This window comes from Dethiosulfatarculus sandiegensis, from assembly GCF_000931935.2.
Lineage (GTDB): Bacteria > Desulfobacterota > Desulfarculia > Desulfarculales > Desulfarculaceae > Dethiosulfatarculus > Dethiosulfatarculus sandiegensis.
The window spans coordinates 82,812-106,036 of record NZ_AZAC01000067.1; the positions used below are offsets into that span (position 1 = coordinate 82,812).

A 23,225-nucleotide genomic window follows, 5' to 3' on the forward strand; every position below is an offset into this window, starting at 1 on the left:
ATGATGCCTTTTTTAAAAAATATAGTCGCAAAGTTTTTTCGTGCCGAGAGAAGGCCGCAGCCAAAGAACTCAAGAAAAAAGCCAAAAACAAATAAAGCAGATGCCAAGCCAATGTCCTTCAATAGATCGGAAAATAAAATAAGAGATTTGAGAAAAATAGATACAAACAAAGATTTTGACGATCAGGTGGTTGGATCTCAAATTGAAGAAAAAATAAGGGCTGGCCGGACGATTTTGGTGGATCGTATAGCCTTTTTGAGAAATGCGATAAAATTTAATGAAAATGATTCTAGGAGAATTAATGATATCAAAAGTGAACAGGATTATGCTGAATATGCTCTCCATAATATTTTGCCGCAAGTGTTGAAATTAAGGGAAAGTGGTTTTCTTGATGAAAAGACTGTGGCTCATATAGAAATATTGTATAATAAATATTTGAAAATATTGGCAAAACCAAAAAATCTTTCTTCCGGGGCTACAGAAGAAAAAAGAGTGGAAGAGTATAAAAAGGCCTTAGCGGAAAAAGAACGTACAATAGATTACTTGACTAATGTCAATGAAAAGTTTGCTGAGCAAATTGCTGTAATGAAAAAATATAAAAAAGAGAATGAAGAGTTTAAAAGTGAAATAATAAGTTTGCAAGCTAAACTGGCTGGTCTTGAAGTTATTTTACATAATTTAGTCCAAGAAGAGCCTGATCAACAAAGGATATTGGAAATAAATAAACAACTGTTGGATGAAAATTTTAGAATTAAAGGACAGCTAAAATCTAAGCAAAAAGAGGTTTATGATATTTACAAAGATAATGAAGGTGCTTACGAAGATAGTGATAATTTGATCGAGAAATTGAAAAATAATTCCAAACTTTATGATCGTTATTTTGAAGCTGATGAAGCGAAAAACTTTGTCTTTCAAAACGGAAAATCATTTGATAGTGATATGGATGAGATGGAGGTTCGGCTTTCCGAAATTGGTGAACTTAATAAGTTGGTGGATTATCGCCAATCCGTATTAGACCAATTAAGGGATCCAGAAAGCATGGATTTCAAGGATTCTTTGTTTCATAAGTTGGAGAAGGAAAATGAACAGCTGGTTAATTTGATAGAGGCTAGTAAAAGTGTGGTCGATTCGGTTGTAGATGATGAAGTTGGAGGGGTTAAGCCTTTAAAGTTATTATTAGAATTTAAACGTAATATTTCAAATCAAGAAAATGAAATTTCTGCATTAAAATCTGAAAACGACAAACTAATAAATAAGAATAGTCAGTTATTACGCGAGAATCAAGATACCATGGCCATGTATAACAAATTTAAGTCAAAAATGAGTGATTATGAAAATAGTCTACGTTTTTTTGAAAAAAACGAAAAAGAATATTTTGAGCTGAAAAGAGAATTGGCATCTGAAAAACAAAAAAGTTCGGCCTATAAAAATCAGTACGATAATTTAAACAGGAAATACACCAAAATCCTAAACAGGTATCAGGAGCTTGTACACGAATATGATACCTTGTTTACTCAGTTTGGCGTTCGTAACTGATGGCGGCCGGGAAAGTGTGGTATAAGATTTTTCTCTTATTCCCCCAAATCCTGTAAGGGAGAATTGTATTAACTGAAACAACTGGATAATACAGGCATATTGTAGAAGTAATTTTACCATTTTAAGTTTTGAAGATGTGTGAATATTAGTCTTGCTTATAAAATATTTTTAAACGGTACGAAATAATTTATTTCTGATCCGATTGTTTTTCCGTATTTTCCCGTCTTTCTTCGCGATAATGCTTTTATAAATTTGACAAGATTCCATTTGCCTTTTACCCTTTAGGCAAGCTTGCCTAAATCCCCTGTCTAATAGGCCGAGGGGTGCTTTTTTGCGACTTTAAAACCAAGATATACGGCATGCTCAGCTGAGACTGCCAATCCGGCCCGCATTCATCCCGCCGATGCGTAAAAAACCTTTGGGTTCCTATTCACAGCCAAATCGTTTTCCGCTTGATCTTCGCCTGCTCATTCTTCAGCAAAATCAGACCCTGTCGCGGATAGTTTGGGTACGGTTTTTGAAGCTAAGCAACGCACATAATGCCTTGATCAACCCACGGTTGGTGAGTCCTTTTTCAGAAGTTTTCGGATGAAGGCATGAGAGGCTGGCGGCATATAGCTTTTTTTCCTGGTGATTATGCCATAGGTGCGCTCTTTGACATAGGCGTCCAAAGAATGTATGCGGATTTTCTCCTTGTCTTTATCTTCCAAGGCATATTCATCCAAAATGGCAAGGCCCAGATCCAGCTCAACAAATCGCTTGACCAATTCAAAGTTGTCCAGTTCCTGAACTATATTCAAACTGAGCCCCTCTTCGGAAAAGCGTTTTTTAATTGCCTGAGCAATGGTGCTGGAGTCGGGAAAAGAAATAAAAGGGAGCCTTGCGACTTGGTCCAGGGTTATGGGTTCACTCAGACTCCATTTACTGCCTCTAGCCTGGATAAGTATGGGCTTGGTGTGAAAAAGAGGTTTAAAATTAAGGCTTTCCGGTATGTTCTCCAGGCTGGCAATACTGAAGTCCGCCTGGCCGGTATGCAGGTTTTCCAAGATTTTGTCCAAGCCGCCGCCAGTGAGCCGGAAGGTTACTCCCGGGCTCAAGCTTTGAAATTCGGCAATATGAGGCGGCAGGTAGTAAAGCAACACGGCGTGGGTGGTGACCAGGGAAATTTCACCATGCAGTTCACCGAGCTGGGGATGCAAAAGATCACGCATCTCTTTGATGGTTTCAAATATCGTCACTGCCTTGGCCAAAAGGGCTGTGCCTTCTTCGGTAAGGATCATGCGGCCATGGGACCGGTCAAAAAGCTGGGCCCCCAGTTCCTGCTCCAGGTTTTTTATCTGGTGGGTTATGGAAGATTGACGTCTGCCCATATGCGCTGCCGCGGCTGAAACCGTACCCTTCTCCGCCGTGTAGTAAAAGCCCCGCAACCATTGCAAAAAGTCGCCGCTCAATTCGGGAATCATGCCAAACTCCTTGGAGTTTATTTGTATTTAAATGTCTATCGAAAATATAGATTGTGAAAACAAGATTATGAATTTGAATATACCACAACTACTGGGTAGGGTCTCTTAATAATAAGTAAGATCTCTTAAGCCCTTGGCCCCTGGCATATGGAGCAGTCGGAGGCCATAGCAACAGGATGGAAAGATATGACAGAAGCCACCGACTTAATCCAAGCCTTAAACGAAAAGCTATCACCCCAGGACCAGGACATCATGACTCGCCTGACCGGTCCTGAAACAAACTCACTTAAAAAGAACGTCACCTCCGAATACATGGACGAGATCCTTTCCTGGATCGGAAGTGATGAAGACCTGGAAAAGATGCTTTTCTGGGACAAGGGCGGCAAGTACGACGATCCCGAGTGGCAGGCGCTGAAGCCTTGTGACCAGACCAACCGGGAGCTCATGGAACAGGCCCGGGAATACTATAAGAAGCTCAGGGCCGAAGCCGTGGAGAGCCAGAGGCGTTCGGACCTCACTCTTTACAGCCAGTTCAACCCCGGACTTCTCTTTACCGGCATCGCCGGCGCCGTACGCACTGATGAAAACGGCAACGAAGATGCCAACGGAGAATACTTCAAGGGTGTTGAGTTCCGACTCATTGGCAGTGTGGACGAAGAGATCAACAGCGCTTCGATTTTTCCTGTTGAAGGCGGCTATAAAGTTCACTTGGGCGGCCTTAAAAACGGTGAGGCCGAAGGTGTCAACATGTACACCGGCGATTCCTTCAGCCTGTTGCAGCTGGCTCAGTTGAGCGCCAAGGTTCTGATCAAGGCCGGTTTCACCACCAATGTAAAAAATCCCGCTGGTGAAGAACTGGAACTGGACCCCAGGGCCATCAGAAGGGCCGCTATGGGGGATGGCCCGGAAGTGAATTTTGGCGGAGAGCTTCAGCTTTTCGCCGAGAACACCCTGGCCGAGGCCGGTGAAGCCCTGGACGCGGCCGCGACTTTGGCCACCAAGATCTACGAGCGTTTCGGCCTGGAGATCGAGGCCTACAAGATCGGTCGTCAGTACGGCAACTTCTTCCTTTGCCGCGAAGACAACTTCAAGGATTTCCTGCCTGACGAGCCTACTGACAAAAAAGCCATGGTCATGCTGACCGCGACTCTGGTCTGCCGTCGCTGTCGCCGTGAGATCGAAGACTTCCGCGACGCCGCCCGCGCCTATCCGAATGCTCAATTTGTGCTGGTCAACCTTTCTTCACCCCAGTTCACCTTCTATGAGAGGGTCTTTGGCGACATGGGCGGTGGAGATGCCGATGAGTTCAGGCGCAATGCCGCCGGTGTGACTCCATTTGTAATCGTCTATGCTAAAGATGCCGATGGCCGCCTTGTGTTCAAGGAATACGTTGCAACCAAAAAGCAGCAGCACAGTCCTTCTTTGGTCAAGGAAATGCCCAGGATCATGGAAGAGTACTTCATCGGATAACTTGAATTAGAAAACCAGCCCGGGTGGGGCCTCTGGCCCCGCCGGGTTTGCATAATTTACCGGCCCGGTTTAGGGCAAGGAGGTATTCCATTGAAGTTTGAAGGTTACGAGCTTCCTGAAGATCTTTACTATGATGAAAACCATTGCTGGGTTCGCAAGGAAGGCGACCTTTTAGTGATCGGCATGGATGAGTTTGGCCAGCAGCTGGCTGGTGACATCGTCTATGTGCAGATGCCTCCCGACGGCAAAAAGGTGAAAAAAGGCAAGTCTTTTGCCAAGCTGGAGTCCGGCAAGTGGCTGGGCAAGATCATCAGTCCTGTGGACGGCGTTCTGGAAGAGCCCAACGAGGATTTGGAGATCAACCCTGGCATGATCAACGAGGACTGTTATGGTGAAGGCTGGATGTACAAGTTGCGTCCCAAGAGCCTTGACGGACTGGAAGATCTTATCCACGGCGAGGAAGCTATCGCCGCCTGGATGAAAGAAGAAGTCAAAAAATACGCCGAGTAGTTTTCGGCGTTTTTTCCTGGATGGTATTTTTTTAACCTTGGAAGAGAGGTTCCCATGGAAGTCAGCGAAACCGCAGCCTGCGGCATTACCGAACGCAAGTTCGCCATTGTTTGTGAAGAAGAGGATTTGCCGGAAATCTATCGCATCTTTCACAAGGCCCAGACCAATGTGGGCCATCATGAGCCGGATGTGCTGGACGATCTGAAGACCCAGATCGACTATATTGTGCGTCCCGACGAAAACCCCACCGACGATCCCGAATTTGACAGCTTCGTGTGGGAGGAAGAGGACGGCGAGTACCGTCTGATCTTCACCGAGACCCAGACCGGCCAGCTGCTCAAGATTCTGAACGCCATTGATGATCCGGAACAGGAATTCAATCGCGAGTTCAACCAGAAACTCATGGACGACATGATGGAGATGGCCCCGTCCATCTTGGACAACCTGCCGATCATCAACCGTTAGGCAGCTTGCTGACGAGCTCCCCCGGGGCTTTGTCAGCCGCTGATCGTCATGAAAAACTAAAAAGTTTTTAGGCGATTGGCTCGGAAATCAAGGCTTTTCAGCCTCGCAATTAGGCGGACCGCAAGCGGCCCGCTTTAGGGCTGTTTGTAAACAGCCTGGTTAGGAGCGATGACAAAATGAACGTTGTTATGATCATCATGGACAGCCTGCGCTGGGACTACGTCGGGGCCTATGGCAATGACTGGATCAAGACCCCGAATATGGACCGCCTGGCTTCCGAAGGCACCATGTTTGAGTACTGCTACTCCGAGGGCCTTCCCACTGTGCCCACCCGCACAACTTTTTTCACCGGCCGCTACACCTTCCCCTTCAGGGGTTGGCAGCGTATCGAGCCCAAAGACGTGCTTTTGGCCGAGACTCTGTGGAACAAGGGCGTGGACACAGCCATGATCACAGACGTCTACCATCTGCATAAGCCTTCCATGGCTTTTGAGCGCGGCTTTGACTACACCGAACACGTCAGGGGCCATGAAGGCGATCCCTGGATCGTGGACCCGGATGTGGACGTGAGCGAGCGCCTGGAGCAGGTTCACAAGAGCCACGGCAACGACAGGTCCGTGAAGGCTCAGATCGAACAGTACCTGAAGAACGTGAGCTGGTGGGAAGGTGAAGAAGACACCTTTGTGGCCCGCGTCATGCGTTCCGGCGCCGAATGGCTGGACCGCCGCAAGAGCGACGAGCGTCCCTTCCTGTTGTGGCTGGACTGCTTTGACCCCCACGAGCCCTGGGATCCGCCCGAGCCCTACCGCAGCCTGTACACCGACCCCGAGTACAAGGGCAAGGACATCATCCAGCCCATCCCCGGACCGGTGGAAGGATACCTGACCGAAGACGAACTTGAGAATATCAAAAACCTGTATGCCGGCAAGATCACCCTTTGCGACAAGTGGCTGGGTTACATCCTGGACAAACTGGAAGAAAAGGGCATCTTGGACGACACCATGGTGATCTTCACCACAGACCACGGCGAGCCTTTCGGCGAGCACGGCTACCTGAAGAAGGCCCAGCCCGGCCTGTACGACACCCTGGCCCGCATCCCCCTGATCGTGCGTCATCCCAAGGGACTCGGCGCCGGTAAGAAGGTCAAGGCCCTGGTCGAGACCACCGAGATCTTCCCCACCGTGTTGGATGCCTTTGGCGTCAAAAAACCGCCCAAGGCCCATGGCGAGAGCCTTATTCCGCTGATGGCCGGTGAAAAAGACAAGATCCGCGACTACGCCTACATGGGCTACTACAAGCAGTCCTGGAGGATCAGCGACCACAAGTGGAGCTTCCATCTGTATCTGGCCAAGGGCAAAGAGTCTGAGCTCTATGACTTGGAAGCCGATCCCAAACAGACCAAGAACGTCATAGCCGAGCATCCTGAAAAAGCCAGAGAGCTTGAGCTTGAACTGCGCCGCTTTGTTTCTGAAATCAGGTAATTAAGGCCTCTTAACGGCTTTATGGGAAGGATCCCGCTAATTAGGGATCCTTCCCTTACTCTTTTCAACTTCAGCGGCAGGAAGCAGCCATGAAACTGGTAAACCTGCACACCCACAGCCAATGGTCAGACGGATGTCTCCCCGCCCGCACTGTCATGAACCAGGCTGCCCACCAAACCGATCTGCGGGCTGTTGCCCTTACTGATCACGACACCTTGGCCGGTATAGAACCTTTTTTCGACCAAGCCGCTCAACTGGCCCGTCAAGGCCTGAATCCACCTCAACCTGTGGCAGGCATAGAACTCAGCCTTTATGAGCCATCCCTTGCGGCCAGCGTGCATATGGTGGGGCTTTTTCCTTTGCCCGAACCGGCCCTTTTGACCCGGGTTTTAGACAAGGCCTGGTCTGTTCTGGGCGATCACTGCGCAAAGATGAACCAAAACCGGGGTAAAAACGATCTGGAAAAACGCCTTGTCAAGGCCTTTGAACTCAATCTGGATCATTTGGCCGAATACCGGAGAACCCTGGAAGAGGCCAAAGCCATGGTATTGGCCGGTTTGGACCAGCGTAAGCAGGATTTATTTGAAGCGGATAAAAAGCAAAATGACCTGATCAAGCTGCCCTCTCCGGCCACTTATCAGGATCTGATTGAAAATTGGCCGCAACTGACCGCACCTTCCTATGAGGAGCGCATCGGCCTTTATGTCCTGCGCAAAAGCAGCCAAAGGGCCGAGCGCCTGGCCCGCATACTGATAATGGAAGACGGTTTGACAGAGACCGATGCCCGGCAAAAGGCGGCTGAGCTGCAGGGATGCCTGGCCATGGTGGCCCTGGACCCCAAACTGCTGCCTGATCCCTTGACCGGAATGTCCATGCTGAATGAGGCTGGCGCCGTGACCATACTGGCCCATCCAGCCATTGACAACCATCGCATATCCCTTGAGGAGTATGATCAGGCTGTGACTCTGCCCCTTATCAAGGCCGGGCTCAACGGTATAGAGACGGCCTATCCATATGACCCGATTTATCGGCAAGCGGCCATGAATCACTACCAGCGCCTTGCCCGGGAAAACGGCCTTCTCACCTCATGCGGCACCGATTATCACGGAGACGGCCGCTCCGGCCTTACCGACCCCATGCTGACAATCGATACGGCGGAAAGACTTTTGGCTGAGCTTGAGGTGGAGTTGCCCCAGGAGGCTCCTTAGCCGGAGGTTAATTCCCCGCCTGGTAGTTGATTGCAGACAGCCTGCCCATGGTTCTATTCTTATATATAGGGCCGCTGGCGTTGGGCTCTGTTTTTAACAGGAGAATTAAATGAGTGATTTCTGCCAGAATTCGACTATGGTGACCACCCTGCATCTGCTTCAGCAAGATTCCGGGCAGATGCAGGAACTGTTGAAGGCAAACGCCTTGGAAAAAAAACCGGTCCTGATTGTCCCCTGCTTGGCCAGTGAATTTACAGCTCCGGACCGTGCGAAGGTTTTTGCCAATATTCTTCAGGAATTGGCCAAGATCGACTATCTGGAGGAAATCATTTTCGGCCTTGATAAGGCAGATGAGTCCGAATACCGCCTGCTTTTGGAGCTTGTAGAGCAGGCGGGATTGAAAAACACCCTGGTGCAGTGGAATGACGGCCCTGACTGGAAGCCGGTTTACCAGAAGCTGAGCCAGGCCGGTCTTGATTTTTCCCAACCGGGCAAGGGCCGCAATATGTTTCTGAGCTTTGGCATTGCCCTGGCTTTGGGGGCCAGGGTGGTGGGGATTGTCGATGCCGACATCAAGACCTTTGCCAGGGAGCAGGTGGATCGGCTTTTCTTTCCCCTGGTGGTGCTTGATTATGACTTTGCCAAGGCCTACTATGCCCGCCTGCACCAGAATAAATTATACGGGAGGGTGAAAAGGCTTCTTCTCGATCCCCTTCTTATAGCTCTTAAAAGGAAATTTTCCGATTCCTCGGCTGACAAGTTTCTAAGGATAATCGATTTCCTTTTGGCCTTCCGCTACCAGCTTTCGGGCGAGGCGGCCTTCAGGTCGGATTTTCTGCGTAAAACCAGGGTGGCCACCAACTGGGGCGTGGAAATCTATACCTTGATGGAGGCCTACCGCAAGGCCTCGGGCATCTGCCAGGTGGAGTTCTCTCCGGCCCATTTTGACCATAAGCATCAGGAAGAGAGTGGAGCCAAACCCCAAGGGGCCCTGCAACACATGTCCACGGATATTATCACCACCTTGATGAACAGCCTGATGGTGGAAGAGGGGCTTGAGATCACCCCCACCTTTTTCCGGGATCTGGCGGTTACCTATCAATCAGTTGCCGAGCAGCTTATCAAGAAATACCGTCATGAATCCCTTTTCAATAATCTGGATTATGATCGGGATGAAGAGGAACGGCTGGTGCGGCATATATTCAGGCCCGCCTTGGTCTCCACCGGCGAGCAGTTGGCCAGTCAGTCCCGTCTGGCCGAGATGTTTTTGTTTTTCGTAAACAGCCACCCAGAATTCGGGGAGTACATGGACCAGGGCCTGGCCCGGGCCATAAACCAGGTTGCCAACAAGGGCGAAACCGGGCTGTTCGAGGTCCCCCAAACACCTTCCTGGGAGCGGGCCTGCGATAAGATTCCCGGTATATTCCAGGAATTGAGAACCCTGGCCGGACGTTGAGCCTCTGTCAAAGGAATTAGAACGCGGGTTTTTGTAAAGATGCCGGCAAAGCCCAAAAAGGACTTTGCCGGCGTGGGGCAGGCACCGAATCGGCCTTGATCAGTTTCGTCTTATCAGCAATCCAGCCTTTCAACTCCTTCGGTCAGGAAAAGGCCTTCCGTGCTTAAGTATCTTTCTCCAGTGTCATAAAACAGGCAAACCACCTTGCCCGTGGCCCGGGGATTCTCTTGGATGAGACCGTTTGCCACTGCTGCCGCGCAACCCGAGGTGGGGCCGACCAAAAGACCTTCCGTTTTGGCTATGAGCCTGGTCCATTCATAGGCCTCTTCGTCATCCACTGTTACGATTCGGTCCAGCAGATGGCGGGAGCGCTTGAAGTTTTCGGTTTGAAAGCCGGGGCCAATACCGGTTATATGGTGTTCGCCCTGTTTCCCGCCTGAATAGACCGGGCTTTTTGCCGGTTCAAAACCCACAATTTTTATTTCCGGATTCATGGCCTTGAAAAAAGTGGAGAGCCCCTCCAAGGTGCCGCAGGTGCCAAGGCCTATGATTACGGCACCAATCTGGCCTTTGGTCTGCTGCCATATCTCCGGGCCGGTTGTCCCGTGGTGGGCAAGGCCGTTGTTCCGGTTGGTGTGCTGGCTCAGGAAAAAGGTGGAATCAGGGTGGTTTTCACAATAAGCCAGGGCCCTTTTGCGGGCGCCCTTGGTATGCTCCGCCGCAGGGGTGATAACCACCTTGGCCCCATAGGCGCAGATGATTTTTTGCCGCTCCAGGCTGCAAAGCTCGCTCATGAAAAGCCGCACCTTGAAACCCATTACCGCGCCCAAGCTGGCCAGGGCAATGCCGGTGTTTCCGCTGGTGGCCTCGACCACCTCTGTCTCCGGCCCTATCAAGCCCTTTTGCATGGCCCCCCGGATCATGCCCAATACAGCCCTGTCCTTTACGGACATGGGGTTTAAGAACTCCATTTTGGCCAGTACTCTGCCCTTGGCCTTAGGAAAGAGCCGGTTCAGTTCAAGCAGGGGGGTCCTTCCCACCAGTTCGGTGAAATCTTTTGCCACAAACAACTTGCCACCTCAGTTTCCGCCTGAAAAGGGTTACTTCAGTATCTGCTCCAGGAACAACTGGGATCTTTCGTGCTGAGGATTGGTAAAGAATAGCTCCGGAGTGTTGGATTCCACTATCTGGCCACCGTCCATAAACAGGACCCGGTCGGCCACTTTCCGGGCAAAACCCATCTCATGCGTCACCACCAGCATGGTCATGCCGCCTTGAGCCAACTCGATCATCACATCGAGAACCTCTTTGATCATCTCCGGGTCCAACGCGCTGGTGGGTTCGTCAAAGAGCATGATCCTTGGCTTCATGCAAAGGCTTCTGGCTATGGCCACCCTCTGTTGCTGCCCGCCTGAGAGCTGTCCCGGATATTTATTCGCCTGCTCGGCTATGTGGACCTGGTTAAGGTGGTGCATGGCGGCTTCCATGGCTTCTTTTTTCGGGGTCTTGCGCACCCAGATCGGAGCCAGGGTGAGGTTTTCCAGCACGGTCAGATGAGGGAAGAGGTTGAAGTGCTGAAAGACCATGCCCACCTCGGCACGGACCTTTTCAATGTTCTTCAGGTTGTTGGTGAGTTCAATGCCGTCCACCACCAGTCTGCCCTTCTGGTATTCCTCCAGCCGGTTGATACAGCGGATCATGGTCGACTTGCCTGAACCGGAGGGACCGCAGATAACGATGCGCTCCTTGGGCGCTACGGACAGGTTTATATCCTTGAGAACGTGGAACTGGTCATACCACTTGTGCAGGCCTTCCATAAGGATGATGGACCCTGAGTTCTGGTTTCCCACGTTTTGAGTGTTCTGGTTGTTTGTCATGTTTTTTGCCTCTCCAGGGGGAAGTTGGGCTTCAGCCTAGTTCACGCTCAATTTTGCGGCTGAATCCGGCCATTACATAGCAGCATCCGAAATAAAGCAGGGCCAGGAAGATATAGGCCTCTGTGCTGTAGGCCATCCAGTCCGGGTTGGCCAGGACAGATTCAGTGGTTTTCAAAAGATCGTAAAGCGCTATGATCACCAAAAGGGAGGTGTCCTTAAAGGCCACGATCAGGATGCTGACTGTGGGGGGGATGACTATCTTAAGGGCCTGGGGCAAGATGATAAGCCGCATCATCTGGTAATAGCTGAGTCCCAGGGCTTTGGCCGCCTCATACTGTCCCTTGGGTATGCCCTGCATTCCACCGCGCACCACCTCGGCGATGTAGGCCGAAGAAAAGATGATCAGGGCCAATTGAGCCCTCAGGATCTTGTTTACGGTCACGCCTTCGGGGAAGAACAGGGGGAACATCATGGCCGACATGAAAAGCAAGGTGATCAAGGGCACACCCCTGACCAGTTCAATATAGATGACGCTTACAATCCTTATAAAGGGCATCTTGGACTGCCTGCCCAGGGCCAGGATCACGCCCAGGGGATAGGCCCCCAATATGGAAATTGCAGCCACAAAAAAGGTGAGGGGAAGACCGCCCCACTGGGCCATCTCAATCGGCATGAGCCCGAAGATGCCGCCGCTCATCAAAGCCCAGATAGCAGGCACTCCGGCCATCCAGGCATAGGCCAGAGGTTTTTTCCAGAATCGTTTGTGCCAGGTGAAACCCAAAAGAATCAGAAAAAGGCCAATGGCCGTCATAGGGCGCCATTGCTCTTCATAGGGGTAGAATCCAAAGAAAATAAAACGCAGGTTCTGGGTTACAACCGACCAACAGGCTCCTTCACAATCCTTGCAGTCTTGAGCGCTTGCAAACCAATTGCTTTTGATAAAGGCCCATTCAAAAAAAGGCGGAACAGTCTGCCAGAGCAAAAGGAGCACCAATATGGTGAGCACCGAGTTAAACGGGGAGCTGAACAGGTTTTCCCTGATCCAGCCAACCACGCCCACCCTGGTCACCGGAAGCGAGATATCGGTTGTTTCCTTGGCTAGGGGTTGGTTCATTTGTTTCACCTTTCAATCAACTGCGCGCGCTTGTTGTACCAGTTCATAAAGGCCGAAGTGGAGAGGCTGAAGGTCAGGTAGACCAGCATGATGATTATTACTCCCTCAATGGCCTGTCCGGTCTGGTTGATGGCTGTGTTGGTAATGCTGAAAAAGTCGGGATAGCCGATGCCCACAGCCAGGGAACTGTTTTTGGTCAGGTTAAGCATCTGACTGGTGAGAGGTGGAATGATTATCCGCATGGCCTGAGGAATCACAATAAGCCTCAGGATTTTTCCCTTTTTTAAACCCAGTGCCTTGGCAGCCTCGATTTGACCCTTGTTGACCGCTTCAATTCCGGCACGGACCACCTCGGCGATGAAGGCCCCGGTGTACATGACCAGGCCGATCAAAAGCGAGATGAATTCAGGGCTGATGGTAATGCCGCCTCTGAAGTTGAACCCCTTGAGGTGAGGCATGTCCAGAGTCATGGGAGCGCCAAAGCCCAGCCAGACCAAAAGCGGTAGGCCCCAGACCAGGGCGTTGCCCACACTGAAGACGGGGAAGGGCTTGCCGGTTGCGTCCTGGCGCGCCTTGGCCCAGCGTTGGACCAGGATAGTTGTCAAAAGCCCCAGCAGCATGGCGATAAGCATGTAGAAAAAGGCGGGGTTGCTTTCCGGTAAGGGCAACATAAGGCCCCTGTTACACAGAAAAACTCCGTCTGTGGGATTAAGGGCCTGCCGGGGGCCGGGCAGACTTTGATAGAAAATGGCATACCAGAAAAACAGCTGCAGCAAAGTCGGAATGTTTTGCATAACGTCTATGTAAAGCGCAGCCAGTTTGGCCACCAGCCAGTTGCTGGAGAGCCTGGCAATACCTACAAACAACCCCAGGGCCAAAGCCAGAAAAGTACCGACCACCGATACCTTGAGGGTGTTTAGGATGCCGACCAAAAACGCCTTGGCATAGGTGTCTGCCGCAGAATAGCTGATCAGGGATTCACTGATGTCAAAACTGCAGGACTCCCATAAAAAACCAAATCCAGTGGCAATGGACTGACGGGCTATGTTGGCCTGGGTATTGGTGAATATTATGTAACCGCAGAAAAAGACGGCCAAAAGAGCCAGAGCCTGGTAGGCCAGCATGCGTTTTTGCGGGTCATACCAAAAAGGCACCGCAGGTGGAGTGTTATTAGTATCGGATGAGTTTTGAACCATGTGCCTTGCCTAGATCGGCCTTCAAAGCCGGTGCTGTTGTACGCAGGTACTTGATTAAATATCTTTTGGATTATTATCAGCTTACCGGCCTGGGCCAGAACCCGGCCGGTAAGCTTTAACTTGAGCTTGCCTTCAGAATAAGGCTTATTACTCTTTACTTGAAGGGGAAGCCGTACATCAGGCCGCCTTTGGTCCACAGGGCGTTTTTGCCCCTTTCAAGGGCCAAGGGGGTGTTCTTGCCGACGTTCCTCTCGAAGATTTCGCCGTAGTTGCCCATGTTTTTGATGATGTTGTAGGCAAAGTCCCTGTTGACGCCCATGGCGCCGGCGATTCCTTCGCTCACCTTCAGGAAGCGCTTCACCACGGGATCGTTGCTTTTGAGTTTTTCATCCACGTTCTTGGAGGTGATGCCCAGTTCCTCGGCATTGATCAGGGCGATCACGCTGGCGTTGACAATGTCGTACCACTGGTCGTCGCCGTGGCTCACGCAGGGAGCCAGGGGCTCCTTGGAGATGATCTCAGGCAGGATCACGTATTTTTTGGGATTCGGGGAGACCACGCGCATGGCCGCCAACTGGGAGGTGTCGGAGGTGACGCAGTCACAACGTCCACCGTAAAAGGCTTCCTGCAGGGCGGCCTGGTTCCTGATGACCACGGGCTTGAAGGACATGCCGTTTTTGCGGAAATAGTCGGCCACGTTAAGTTCCGTGGTGGAGCCGGGCAGGGTGCAGATCGAGGCGCCGTCCAGATCCTTGGCGCTTTTCACGCCCAGGTCCTTGGGAACCATGAAGCCCTGGCCGTCATAGAAGTTCACATGGCCGAAGTTGATGCCCATGGCGGTTTCACGGCTGAGAGTGGTGGTGACGTTTCTGCAGAGTACGTCCACTTCTCCGGATTGCAGAGCGGTGAAACGGGCGGTTGAGGTCAAAGGCATGAATTTAAGCTTGTCCGGGGTCCCGAAGACCGCGCAGGAAATAGCCCTTGCCGTGTCAATGTCCAGTCCGCGCCAGACGCCTTTTTTGTCCGGCATGGCAAAGCCGGCCACGCCTTCACTGACGCCAACATTAATGAAACCTCTTTCCTTGATTTTATCCAGGGTCTTGCCTGCCAGCGCAGTTCCGGCGGCGAGCATGGTCAGGACCACAGTGATGGTCATAATCTTAAGTGCTCTCATGGTCGATACTCTCCAGAACAAGATGTTGTTGATGAAGGCCACTCAAAATGAGCGGTTTTTGCTGGTTTTCTTTCTTCCTCCTGGTTTTGGGCAGTTTAACCAGGGCCAAATCACGGGCCCTGGTTAAATTCCGATTCTAGGCAAAGGTCTTTATTTTGGCCTTTAAGAGATCAATGTCCTCTGAGCTGCCGTTTTTCTCGGCCAGGTAATCGGTCAAAGCCGAGACCATCTCAGCGGCCAGTTCTTTGTTTTCGTTGAAGACGTCTTTTTCCTGGCCCGGGTCGCTTTCGAGATTAAAGAGCTGCGGCGCTTCTTCTTCCCGCCCACCGATGAAAAGAACGTGCTTTTTACCTGTGACGGTGATCCAGAACATGGTGCTGTCCGCCTCGGGGGTGAGGGAGAAGGAGAAGTTGGCGTTTAAGCGCCCCAGACGCTGGGAACTGAAGATATAATCCCTGTCCCAGGCCTTTTCTCCCCTGATCAAGGGCAGAAGCGACTGACCGTCAAGAAGATTCAAGCCTTTATCCCGGCCCAGCATAATACCTTTGAGCTCCTGGGCGATCTCACGGAAAGGCAGGGGCGCCTTGCCCGGCAGCTTGGCCTTGGTATCCACTCCGGCCAGGTCAAGGATAGTGGGGGTTATGTCGATGGGCTGCACCATCTCGCTGATGGTGGTGCCTTTGGCCTCCTGGCCCGGGAGCTTCATGATCATGGGGACGTGGATTACATCGTCATACAGGGGCCAGGGGCCTCTTGTGTCTGTTTCCGAGATATTGAGCTTGCCGCACCTGTTGTGCTCACCCAATAGGATTCCGTGGTCGCTGGTAAAGATTATGAGGCTTTCGTCATAGATTCCCACATCTTTCATCTTGCGGATCACGGTTCCCACCCATTTGGAGACCAGCTCGATCTCACCTTTGTAGCGGGCCCGCATATCATCGAGGTCATCTTCGCTAAAGACGTCGGCTGGTCCGTAGTTCGGCATGGTCATGGGGGTGCCGGTATAACCGGGGTGATATTTCTCTACATAGTAATCCGGGGGATTCCAGGGCTCGTGGGGATCAAAGAAGTCCAGATGCAGGAGGAAATCGTCCGCCTTGTAGTTGAACTCCAGCCATTTGCTGGCAATCTGGGCCAGGCGGGGAGGGAAGCGGTCCTCTTCCCAGCGCCAGTGGCTGCAGACCCAGTCTGTCAGGTCTGCCTGGGTGTGGTCGCCAAAATAGAAACTGTGCCGGGCTTTTTCGATTGGAATGGTGTGGTTCAAAGGCTCATTCGCCTTGGTGAAATAGATGTCCCTTTCCTGACCTCTTTCCAGGTGATGGCCAATATATCCCCGGTTGTAATTCTGCTCGTGGCGCAGGATTTCGTTGGTGTCTGTAATGAGTTGGGTTACATAGCCGTGGTCCAACAGAATTTCCGAAACGGTGATGTCGTTGGGAGTCAGCGGCTGCCATCCCCGGGTGGGGAAACCCAATCGGCCTGTGAGCATGTCGAAGCGCTGGGGTACAGTCGGGAAGCTGCCGGCGTAGCACTTGTCAAAACAGACCGAATCAGCCATCAGGGCATCCAGCTCAGGTGTGTCCACCTGCTGGCGGCCGAAGGCCCCTATGTGGTCAAATCTGAAAGAATCCGAAAGGATGAGAACGATCTTCATTAAAAGCTCCTTGGCATGGCAAAAGCCATATGTGAAATAAGGGACAAATAGTCATGGCTTTGTCCGGTTTAACGGAAAGGCCGCAGCCAAAGCGGCCGACCATGTTGGGTTTGTCTTTACCCGGGCTCAAAAGGCTTTTTAAAAGCCTTGCCGGATCCTTTTTGGGGTTGGGTTGAAATTGGGTTAATAAATAGGGTTTTGATTTTTAAGACGCTTATTTTCTTGTTCTTTCCCAGGTGCATTGTCGAGTTCTCGGAAAAGTGAGTTCTTTTTCGATCTTTTCCGGCGACAAGCTCCTTTAAGTGCTTTTCAAAAATAGAGCCTAAGGGGAGAGGCCGTTTACCCTGCGTTTTTTGCCTTGGCTGCCTTAGTTTTGTTTGGAAATAAAAAAGGGAGGAAAATCGAGGCTTGCCTGTGGTTTTGCTGATTTTTGCTAATGGTCTGTTATCATTAAAGTGCATTGTAAAGTAAAGGTCTTTAGGAGGCGTAAAGCAAGTCTGGAAGTGAAAATAATTTGGTGATGATAAAGGGAAAGTTAACAGTTTATTTTTATTGATTTGTTTTGTAAAAATTGTTTCTTGCTGCATTTTCGGATACGCCCTTGCTAAAAGCATCGTCCGTGACAAATGTTTACTGAAATATGAATAGACAATATAACGCAGCAAGTCAATTCTAAAAAGTAAATTGTGTTATTAATAAAAATGATACTAAAAAAAATAAATAATTTTAAATATTTACACGTAAAAGTAAAATAAAAATAATATAATTTTAAAATTGTAACGCTAAAAGTAATACGTTTATCTTATTGGGATTTGCCTTAAAATATAGTTAGTAGGTGGGAATGTAAACGTGAATTTTTCAACTGATCCTAGTAGAAAATCATTTTTCCGGAAAGAATGAAAATTGTAAAAGGTAAAACATTTATTTTTGTCTTACCTTTTATCTTTAATAAAAAATATTGTGTAATTTTACAGGTACTGAGAAGTGGGATGATTTGGGCGGAAGTGTCGACAAATTGAAAGCAGTCTAAAATGTAAAACATTTGGCAAAGAGCCTTCTGAAATAAACCGGGGGTGTGGGGAGAGCAAAGGATAAGGCGTTTTTGATATGACAATCAAGAGGATAGAGCCGGGAAAGGACCTAAGCCGTGCGGTGTTATAGGGTGGTGATTCGGCTACGGATGCTGAACGCGCCGCCTCGGAATCAACTGAGACGGCGCATTGTTTTAAATCATTAGAGTATTTGAACAATCCCCTCTCGGTGTGTTCCGGGAGGCTTTCGCTGCTCAGGCGGTTTTTCTTCCGGCCTGCTCCATAATGTTATTCATCCAGTCCGGGGCCGTAACCTCTTGCTGGGGGAAGAGTTCCTTTACGTAAGGTTTGATGTCAAGCACCGGGCTTTGATCCAAAGCGTCCAGGCCCATTACTGTGAGCACGTTTTGCCGGCGATTGACGAGTTTTACCACGGTCATCAAGAGGGGATTGGGCCTGGCCGGGCTGTAGGTGGTGAACACGCCGGTAAGGGGCAGGTCCTTTACCCCCATGGGGTGCACCTGATTCAGGGCCCGGCCCGCAGCCGGAGTCTTATGACCCCAATAAAAAACGATCAAATGGGAATATTCCTCTATCCCGTTCAATAGATCAGTTCTGGCCGGGTTGATGACAATCTCCGAGGTGAGCTGTTTCATTTCAGCCACCTTTTCCCAAAAGACCAAGAGCTCTTCTTTTAGTTCCAACCCGTTTTCATGGCTGAACATGAGAGGCTCTTTGATCTGGTTTTTTACCCTTCCCACTGGCTTAAGAGTGATCGCTTCTGTCATACCGGGAACCTCCACTTTATCTTCTCTTCTTAGTTGGGTGGGGTACGCCGGCTCCGGCTACCCGGAAACCAGAGGCAAAGGACTGGCTTAACCGGGGATCGCCTTGCCGGGCCTTTCAAAAATAATCATATATGTTTTGCCTAAATCAGTATAGTTGATTTGTGTAAATCCGTAGGGCTTAAGTCCGCGATTCATTTCTTCGGGCGAGATCCTGAGGTTCATTGGGGGGCCCCAGTTTGTTTCTTCCTTTTTACACTCGATAATTGCCAGCCTGCCTCCTGGTTTCAATACTCGGACTATTTCCGGAAATAGGTTTAAGTCGAACTTTGGCCAAGGGAAGATATGCAGCACCGTGCTTATAAGGCACAGGTCCATGGTTCCATCCCCAAGGGGCAACATGCTGACAATATTCGCCTCCATGATTTCCAGATTGTGGATTCCATTTTCCCGGGCCCTTTCAGTCAGGGCGGTCAGTGCATCTCCCCATCTGTCCAAGGCAAAGACATGCCCCTCCGGTTGTACTTCCCTGGCAGCCTCAAGGCTGTAATCTCCCGGTCCACAGCCCAGGTCCGCCACCAGGTCGCCCGGTCTCAGTTTGAGTTTTTGAAAAACCAATTGGGGATCATGCATCCAGTAGCTGCTGGGGCCCCGGCCCCGCCTGTGGGGGCTCTCTCCGCATTTATGTTGATTGGTGTTGGTTGACATTCTTTTTTCCTTTTTCATTGCGCCGAAAAGATCCGTATCCGGTTTTTTCCGGGAGCCCACTTTGGGCTCCCGGAAAAGGAAATTACAGGTAGTGGATAAAGGATTCTATTTTGGCCAATGTATTGTCATCCTGGTTTCCGTCAAAAGTCAGTTCCAAAGTGGGCTTAAGTCCGGGCAGGGCTCTTTCCAGCACACCCAAGGCGATATTGGTGTTTTCATAGGTGGAAGCCAGGCATATGACACCTTGCACTCCTTTGGGGCAATGCCGATGTTTGGCGTGTCGATAACGGCCGTTTATACCGGCGTAATATCCCACGGTCTGATCCGCCGCTTTTCTCAGTTCTTCAAGTTCGCCCGAGAAAGGCGAGAACTCACCAAGCTCTTGGGCAACCAGCTGCATGGACCGCTTGAGGTTTTCCAGGTTTTGCCGGTAAACGTCGGTGACTTTAGAGGAGTTTTGGTCGCAGAAGTCCTGCCAGAAGAACCACATGTACTCGCTCATCGGGCACTTGATCAGCCTTTGCCCTGATCTTAGTATCTCCAGTAATCTGAAGTCATTAAGCCGGTCGTTAAAGAGCAGGGCAGGGTCTCCCAGGGCCAGGATTGTCTTGTGCCCCGGCAATTCGTTCAGGATCAGCCTGATATCGCTGGCTAATTTAAGCAGGCTTTCAGGCCCGAAGGTACCTTTGTTTATCTCAGAAAAGGTGAATTCGGCCAGCCGGTTTTGTTTTTCCGTTGGCGCCAGGTTGATAAGGTCTCCGGCTATCAGCCCCAGAATAATCTGATTCACCTGAGATTCCGGCAAAAACAAAGCATCTTCCATATAGGGCGAGAGGATGTCGAGATGGCTTTTACCCTGTTCGTTCAGCATGGTCCTCACCAGCCTGCTGTATTGGCCGTCCGCCTCGGCCCCCTCGCATTGGGGAATCAAAAAGGCCGGTTTTTGGGGGGCGTCGCCGTTTTTCCCCGCTTGGAGCAAGACATCGCCCAAAAGCGCGGCAAAGGAGAAATACTCACTGGTCATAGTGTGTTTCCGCCCTGCCTCTATGGCGTTTTGGCTGGTGGGGTCAAGGACTTGGGCCTTGATATTGTTTTGCTCGAAAAGGGCCGCAAATATTTGCGAATAGGGCGGTAAGTAGGGGAGGAACAAAGTGGGCTCCCCTTCCAGTTCGCTAAGTTTGCTCTTTAGATTGGCTTGGGGACAAACCGCCTGCTCCACATAGGTGCCAATCTCAGCTGCGGGAACGGGTTTGATTTTTTCCAGGCTGCTTACAAAGGCCTCCACCCTGGTTATGACCCCCACATCAGAGGAATGCTCATCCACTTCAATGTTCAGGTAAGGCTTGCCCTGCATGATTTCCCGGAAGTAGTGGATAAAGACAGCATCCGGACCGCAGCAATGGTGGGTCAGGAAAATGGGATACAGATTGGGGTGCTCTGCCACCAGACGGGCCGACTCCAATATGTGCTGTCCAAAGGGCCAATACATATTGGGATGCCCGGAAGCTATGTCTGTTTCCGGAAGGTCAAAGAAGTTAAGCACCTTGTAGCCCATCTCCATGAGCTTGCCGGGTATGCCCATATTCAAAACCGGGTCGGCTACTCCATAGACCTTGGAGATCAGAACAAAGGCCTTTTCTTCGGGCCCCACTTTGGCCAGGGCCTTTTTACCTTGTTCCTGCATCCTGTTTTCAAAGGCGTGGAAGGCTTGCATGCCCGCCTGCAGGGCCTTTTGGGTCTCCTGTTGGGTCTTGCCCAACTTTTCTCCCAATTTGCCCAGGCTCTGCATCATGAACTGAGGGCCAAGATTAAAGGCAAAGGTGGGGGACAACAGTTCAATACCGTGCTTATCAAGCTCCATGGCCTGATTCACCAATTTAAAGGCCAGCTGCATATAGGCGCAGCCAAAGTCCTGCCTGGTGTGGGAGCCCGGGTGTTCTACGGTGTACAGGTCCGGGAAAAAAATATAATCTACTTTTTTATTAACAAGTTCAGCCACATGTCCGTTAATTAGCTTAACCGGGTAGCAGGTTTCATCCAAAGAGTATTCCTGGCTTAGGGCAATGGTCTTTTCGTTGCTGGCCTCGGACATGATGACATTAAAGCCCAGCTCTTTGAAAAAGGTGCTGAACATGGGGTACATGCCAAAGGTGAACAAGGCCCGGGGAATGCCGACCGTTTTTTTGGTCTTATCTGTTGTCCCGTCATAACCCTGGAAGATGAGATCATTCACCCGCTCGTTAAAGCGGTCGAGCTGCTTTGCCTTTGAATCCCGGTCCTGGTTTTGATCTGCCGCGGTATTGGTTCTTTCCGCCCTGAAGCCTTTGAACTTGCTTTTGGCTTGTCCCATGGCTTCACGGGCCAGGATAGCCGCTCCCATGGCCCCTGTTACACTGAAGAAACGGGGAATGAAGATCTCCTTGCCGGTGAGGGATTTAAAGGCGTTGACCACACCCTGGTTATAGGCAACTCCGCCCTGGAACGATATTTTCCGGCCGATCTTTTTGTTGCCCACCACCCGGTTCAGGTAGTTTTTGACAATGGAATAGCAAAGCCCCGCCGATATATCCTCCAACTTGGCTCCCTGAGCCAGATGGGCGGCTATATTGGTCTCCATGAATACCGTGCACCTCTCACCTAAGTTGGTGGGGTTGTTGCTGAAAAGGGCAATCTCGCCCAGGTCTTCCACAGGGATGTTGAACTTTTTGGCCTGTTCTTCAATAAAGGAGCCTGTCCCTGCTGCGCAGACCTTGTTCATCTGGAAGTCTGTAACTACTTCATCGGTCAGGCTTATGAACTTGGAATCCTGGCCCCCGATCTCAAAAATGGTGTCTATTTCCGGGTCTATGGTCATGGCCGCCTTGGCCTGGGCGGTGATTTCATCTTTGATCACATCCGCTCCGACCATCTCGGCGATCATATACCTGCCCGAGCCTGTAACCCCCACCCCGGCGATTTCGATATCGGCTCCGTGTTCTTTTTCAAGCTCCTTGAGGCCCTTGGCCACCTGGGAGGCGGGCCTGCCCAGAGTGCGCAGGTATTTGTAGGACAGCACCCGGTCTTCTGAGTCGGTTAAAACCAGGTTTGTGCTGGTTGAACCCACATCAATGCCAAGAAAGACTTTTCCAAAGCCTTCGCCACCGCTAGGTTCGTAAACCCGGTGTCTGTTTTTATTCTCCACTTTGCCAAAGGATGCCAGGCAGGTCAGGTTTTCCGCCTTTTCAGATAACAGGGCAAGATCCTTTACCTGGTCAAGGCTCTGCAAAAGGTCATCAATGTCCAGGGGTGTTTCCTGACGGCCGGCCAGAGATGCAGCTCCCAGGGCGCCCAGATAGTGGGAGTGGGGTGAAATCAAAAGTTCATCTTCCTGAAGCCGCAGTATCTCCAAAAGAGCCGCCACAATTGCCTGGTTCTGAGCCACGCCGCCGGCAAAAAGTATGGGTTTTTTTCGCGGCAGTTTTTTCATCACCGCGCCGCGGAAGTTTTTGACAACCGCATGGGCCAAACCCATAAGGATATCTTCCACACTGACGCCCTGCTGCTGGTGGTGGGTGATATCGGTCTTGGCAAAGACGCTGCACCTGCCTGCTATTCTGGGGATGCTTTTGGCCTTTAGGGCGTGGGTGGCGTAATCATCCAGCTCGAGCTCCAGCCTGGAAAGTTGCTCCTCCAGAAAAGAGCCGGTTCCCGCAGAACAACTGGAGTTGATGGATATCTTGATCCTTGATTGGTCGGCTGAACTGAAGTCAGTGATGAATTTGGCGCTCTGACCTCCGATTTCAATTATGGAACCCACTTCCTGATCAAGATAAAGGGCGCCTTCCACCAGGGATTCAACGTTGTTGATAGTCGGGAGATCACCTGCTCTTTTAAGTAAAGCGGCTCCGCTTCCGGTGACTGCACCGAAGACGGTTTCCTCCGGGTCAAGGAGCGGCAAAAGTTCTTGCAGGCAATCTTTAAATGTGGGCCAGGCCCTGCCTTTGTGGGGCTGGTATATGGACTTAACAAGTTTTCCCGTTTCGTCAAGAAGACATAATTTTACTGATGAAGAACCTATATCGATTCCAAGGCTGGACATTTTAAAACTCCTGGGTCTG

The 23,225-nt window shown here is 50.6% G+C and carries 18 protein-coding genes; 7 read left to right on the forward strand and 11 right to left on the reverse strand.

What is annotated here, in order from left to right:
• The first annotated feature begins 3 nt into the window (after positions 1-3).
• Positions 4-1,536: a hypothetical protein gene (locus X474_RS23060; RefSeq protein ID WP_044352329.1), complete on the forward strand. Its 1,533-nt coding sequence runs from the start codon at positions 4-6 to the stop codon at positions 1,534-1,536.
• Positions 1,537-2,084: 548 nt separating this feature from the next.
• Here the strand turns inward: X474_RS23060 and X474_RS23065 are convergent.
• A complete protein-coding gene (locus X474_RS23065) occupies positions 2,085-2,999 on the reverse strand; it encodes a LysR family transcriptional regulator (protein ID WP_044352330.1) in 915 nt (304 codons plus the stop codon).
• 186 nt (positions 3,000-3,185) lie between these two features.
• On the opposite strand from X474_RS23065, the gene X474_RS23070 reads away from it, so the two are divergent.
• From X474_RS23070 to X474_RS23095, 6 genes are all read left to right on the forward strand, one after another.
• Positions 3,186-4,469: a hypothetical protein gene (locus X474_RS23070; protein ID WP_044352332.1), complete on the forward strand. Its 1,284-nt coding sequence runs from the start codon at positions 3,186-3,188 to the stop codon at positions 4,467-4,469.
• 90 nt (positions 4,470-4,559) lie between these two features.
• Positions 4,560-4,979 (forward strand): glycine cleavage system protein H, encoded by a 420-nt coding sequence (locus X474_RS23075; RefSeq protein WP_044352333.1) that lies wholly within the window; start codon positions 4,560-4,562, stop codon positions 4,977-4,979.
• A 54-nt stretch (positions 4,980-5,033) separates the two neighbouring features.
• Positions 5,034-5,444, forward strand: a complete 411-nt coding sequence (locus X474_RS23080) for a hypothetical protein (RefSeq protein ID WP_044352335.1) — start codon at positions 5,034-5,036, stop codon at positions 5,442-5,444.
• A gap of 176 nt (positions 5,445-5,620) precedes the next feature.
• Positions 5,621-6,925, forward strand: coding sequence for a sulfatase family protein (locus tag X474_RS23085; RefSeq protein WP_044352336.1), 1,305 nt, complete (start codon positions 5,621-5,623; stop codon positions 6,923-6,925).
• Positions 6,926-7,014: 89 nt separating this feature from the next.
• Positions 7,015-8,133 carry a PHP domain-containing protein gene (locus tag X474_RS23090; protein ID WP_044352337.1) on the forward strand — a complete coding sequence of 373 codons (1,119 nt, stop codon included), beginning with the start codon at positions 7,015-7,017 and terminating at the stop codon, positions 8,131-8,133.
• Positions 8,134-8,242: 109 nt separating this feature from the next.
• The gene (locus X474_RS23095) at positions 8,243-9,589 is read left to right on the forward strand and encodes a glycosyltransferase family protein (RefSeq protein WP_044352339.1); all 1,347 of its coding nucleotides are present in this window, start codon (positions 8,243-8,245) and stop codon (positions 9,587-9,589) included.
• Between the two features lie 113 nt (positions 9,590-9,702).
• Here X474_RS23095 and X474_RS23100 read toward each other — a convergent pair whose 3' ends face one another.
• The 10 genes from X474_RS23100 to X474_RS23145 form a co-directional block, all read right to left on the reverse strand.
• On the reverse strand, positions 9,703-10,653 hold the full coding sequence (locus X474_RS23100; RefSeq protein ID WP_197282240.1) for a PLP-dependent cysteine synthase family protein: 951 nt from the start codon (positions 10,651-10,653) through the stop codon (positions 9,703-9,705).
• A 36-nt stretch (positions 10,654-10,689) separates the two neighbouring features.
• Positions 10,690-11,406: an amino acid ABC transporter ATP-binding protein gene (locus tag X474_RS23105; RefSeq protein ID WP_231688373.1), complete on the reverse strand. Its 717-nt coding sequence runs from the start codon at positions 11,404-11,406 to the stop codon at positions 10,690-10,692.
• 91 nt (positions 11,407-11,497) lie between these two features.
• Positions 11,498-12,580: an amino acid ABC transporter permease gene (locus X474_RS23110; RefSeq protein ID WP_044352344.1), complete on the reverse strand. Its 1,083-nt coding sequence runs from the start codon at positions 12,578-12,580 to the stop codon at positions 11,498-11,500.
• A gap of 5 nt (positions 12,581-12,585) precedes the next feature.
• Positions 12,586-13,776 (reverse strand): amino acid ABC transporter permease, encoded by a 1,191-nt coding sequence (locus tag X474_RS23115; protein ID WP_044352346.1) that lies wholly within the window; start codon positions 13,774-13,776, stop codon positions 12,586-12,588.
• Between the two features lie 154 nt (positions 13,777-13,930).
• Positions 13,931-14,950, reverse strand: a complete 1,020-nt coding sequence (locus X474_RS23120; protein ID WP_052515553.1) for an amino acid ABC transporter substrate-binding protein — start codon at positions 14,948-14,950, stop codon at positions 13,931-13,933.
• A 136-nt stretch (positions 14,951-15,086) separates the two neighbouring features.
• A complete protein-coding gene (locus tag X474_RS23125) occupies positions 15,087-16,604 on the reverse strand; it encodes a sulfatase (RefSeq protein WP_044352349.1) in 1,518 nt (505 codons plus the stop codon).
• 116 nt (positions 16,605-16,720) lie between these two features.
• Positions 16,721-17,191 carry a hypothetical protein gene (locus X474_RS23130; RefSeq protein WP_156360904.1) on the reverse strand — a complete coding sequence of 157 codons (471 nt, stop codon included), beginning with the start codon at positions 17,189-17,191 and terminating at the stop codon, positions 16,721-16,723.
• Positions 17,192-17,889: 698 nt separating this feature from the next.
• Complete coding sequence (gene tsaA, locus X474_RS23135) at positions 17,890-18,423, reverse strand: tRNA (N6-threonylcarbamoyladenosine(37)-N6)-methyltransferase TrmO (protein WP_044352352.1); 534 nt, start codon at positions 18,421-18,423, stop codon at positions 17,890-17,892.
• Between the two features lie 87 nt (positions 18,424-18,510).
• Positions 18,511-19,188: a class I SAM-dependent methyltransferase gene (locus tag X474_RS23140; RefSeq protein ID WP_052515554.1), complete on the reverse strand. Its 678-nt coding sequence runs from the start codon at positions 19,186-19,188 to the stop codon at positions 18,511-18,513.
• A 22-nt stretch (positions 19,189-19,210) separates the two neighbouring features.
• The gene (locus X474_RS23145) at positions 19,211-23,206 is read right to left on the reverse strand and encodes an acyl-CoA dehydratase activase (protein WP_044352353.1); all 3,996 of its coding nucleotides are present in this window, start codon (positions 23,204-23,206) and stop codon (positions 19,211-19,213) included.
• Positions 23,207-23,225: the final 19 nt, after the last annotated feature.

Bases quoted from the DNA above. Each gene is read 5' to 3' on its own strand.
- X474_RS23060 (WP_044352329.1), top strand. From the start codon at position 4: ATGCCTTTTTTAAAAAATATAGTCGCAAAGTTTTTTCGTGCCGAGAGA.
- X474_RS23065 (WP_044352330.1), bottom strand. From the start codon at position 2,999: ATGATTCCCGAATTGAGCGGCGACTTTTTGCAATGGTTGCGGGGCTTT.
- X474_RS23070 (WP_044352332.1), top strand. From the start codon at position 3,186: ATGACAGAAGCCACCGACTTAATCCAAGCCTTAAACGAAAAGCTATCA.
- X474_RS23080 (WP_044352335.1), top strand. From the start codon at position 5,034: ATGGAAGTCAGCGAAACCGCAGCCTGCGGCATTACCGAACGCAAGTTC.
- X474_RS23085 (WP_044352336.1), top strand. From the start codon at position 5,621: ATGAACGTTGTTATGATCATCATGGACAGCCTGCGCTGGGACTACGTC.
- X474_RS23090 (WP_044352337.1), top strand. From the start codon at position 7,015: ATGAAACTGGTAAACCTGCACACCCACAGCCAATGGTCAGACGGATGT.
- X474_RS23095 (WP_044352339.1), top strand. From the start codon at position 8,243: ATGAGTGATTTCTGCCAGAATTCGACTATGGTGACCACCCTGCATCTG.
- X474_RS23105 (WP_231688373.1), bottom strand. From the start codon at position 11,406: ATGGAAGGCCTGCACAAGTGGTATGACCAGTTCCACGTTCTCAAGGAT.
- X474_RS23110 (WP_044352344.1), bottom strand. From the start codon at position 12,580: ATGAACCAACCCCTAGCCAAGGAAACAACCGATATCTCGCTTCCGGTG.
- X474_RS23115 (WP_044352346.1), bottom strand. From the start codon at position 13,776: ATGGTTCAAAACTCATCCGATACTAATAACACTCCACCTGCGGTGCCT.
- X474_RS23120 (WP_052515553.1), bottom strand. From the start codon at position 14,950: ATGAGAGCACTTAAGATTATGACCATCACTGTGGTCCTGACCATGCTC.
- X474_RS23125 (WP_044352349.1), bottom strand. From the start codon at position 16,604: ATGAAGATCGTTCTCATCCTTTCGGATTCTTTCAGATTTGACCACATA.
- X474_RS23130 (WP_156360904.1), bottom strand. From the start codon at position 17,191: ATGCAGCAAGAAACAATTTTTACAAAACAAATCAATAAAAATAAACTG.
- tsaA (WP_044352352.1), bottom strand. From the start codon at position 18,423: ATGACAGAAGCGATCACTCTTAAGCCAGTGGGAAGGGTAAAAAACCAG.
- X474_RS23145 (WP_044352353.1), bottom strand. From the start codon at position 23,206: ATGTCCAGCCTTGGAATCGATATAGGTTCTTCATCAGTAAAATTATGT.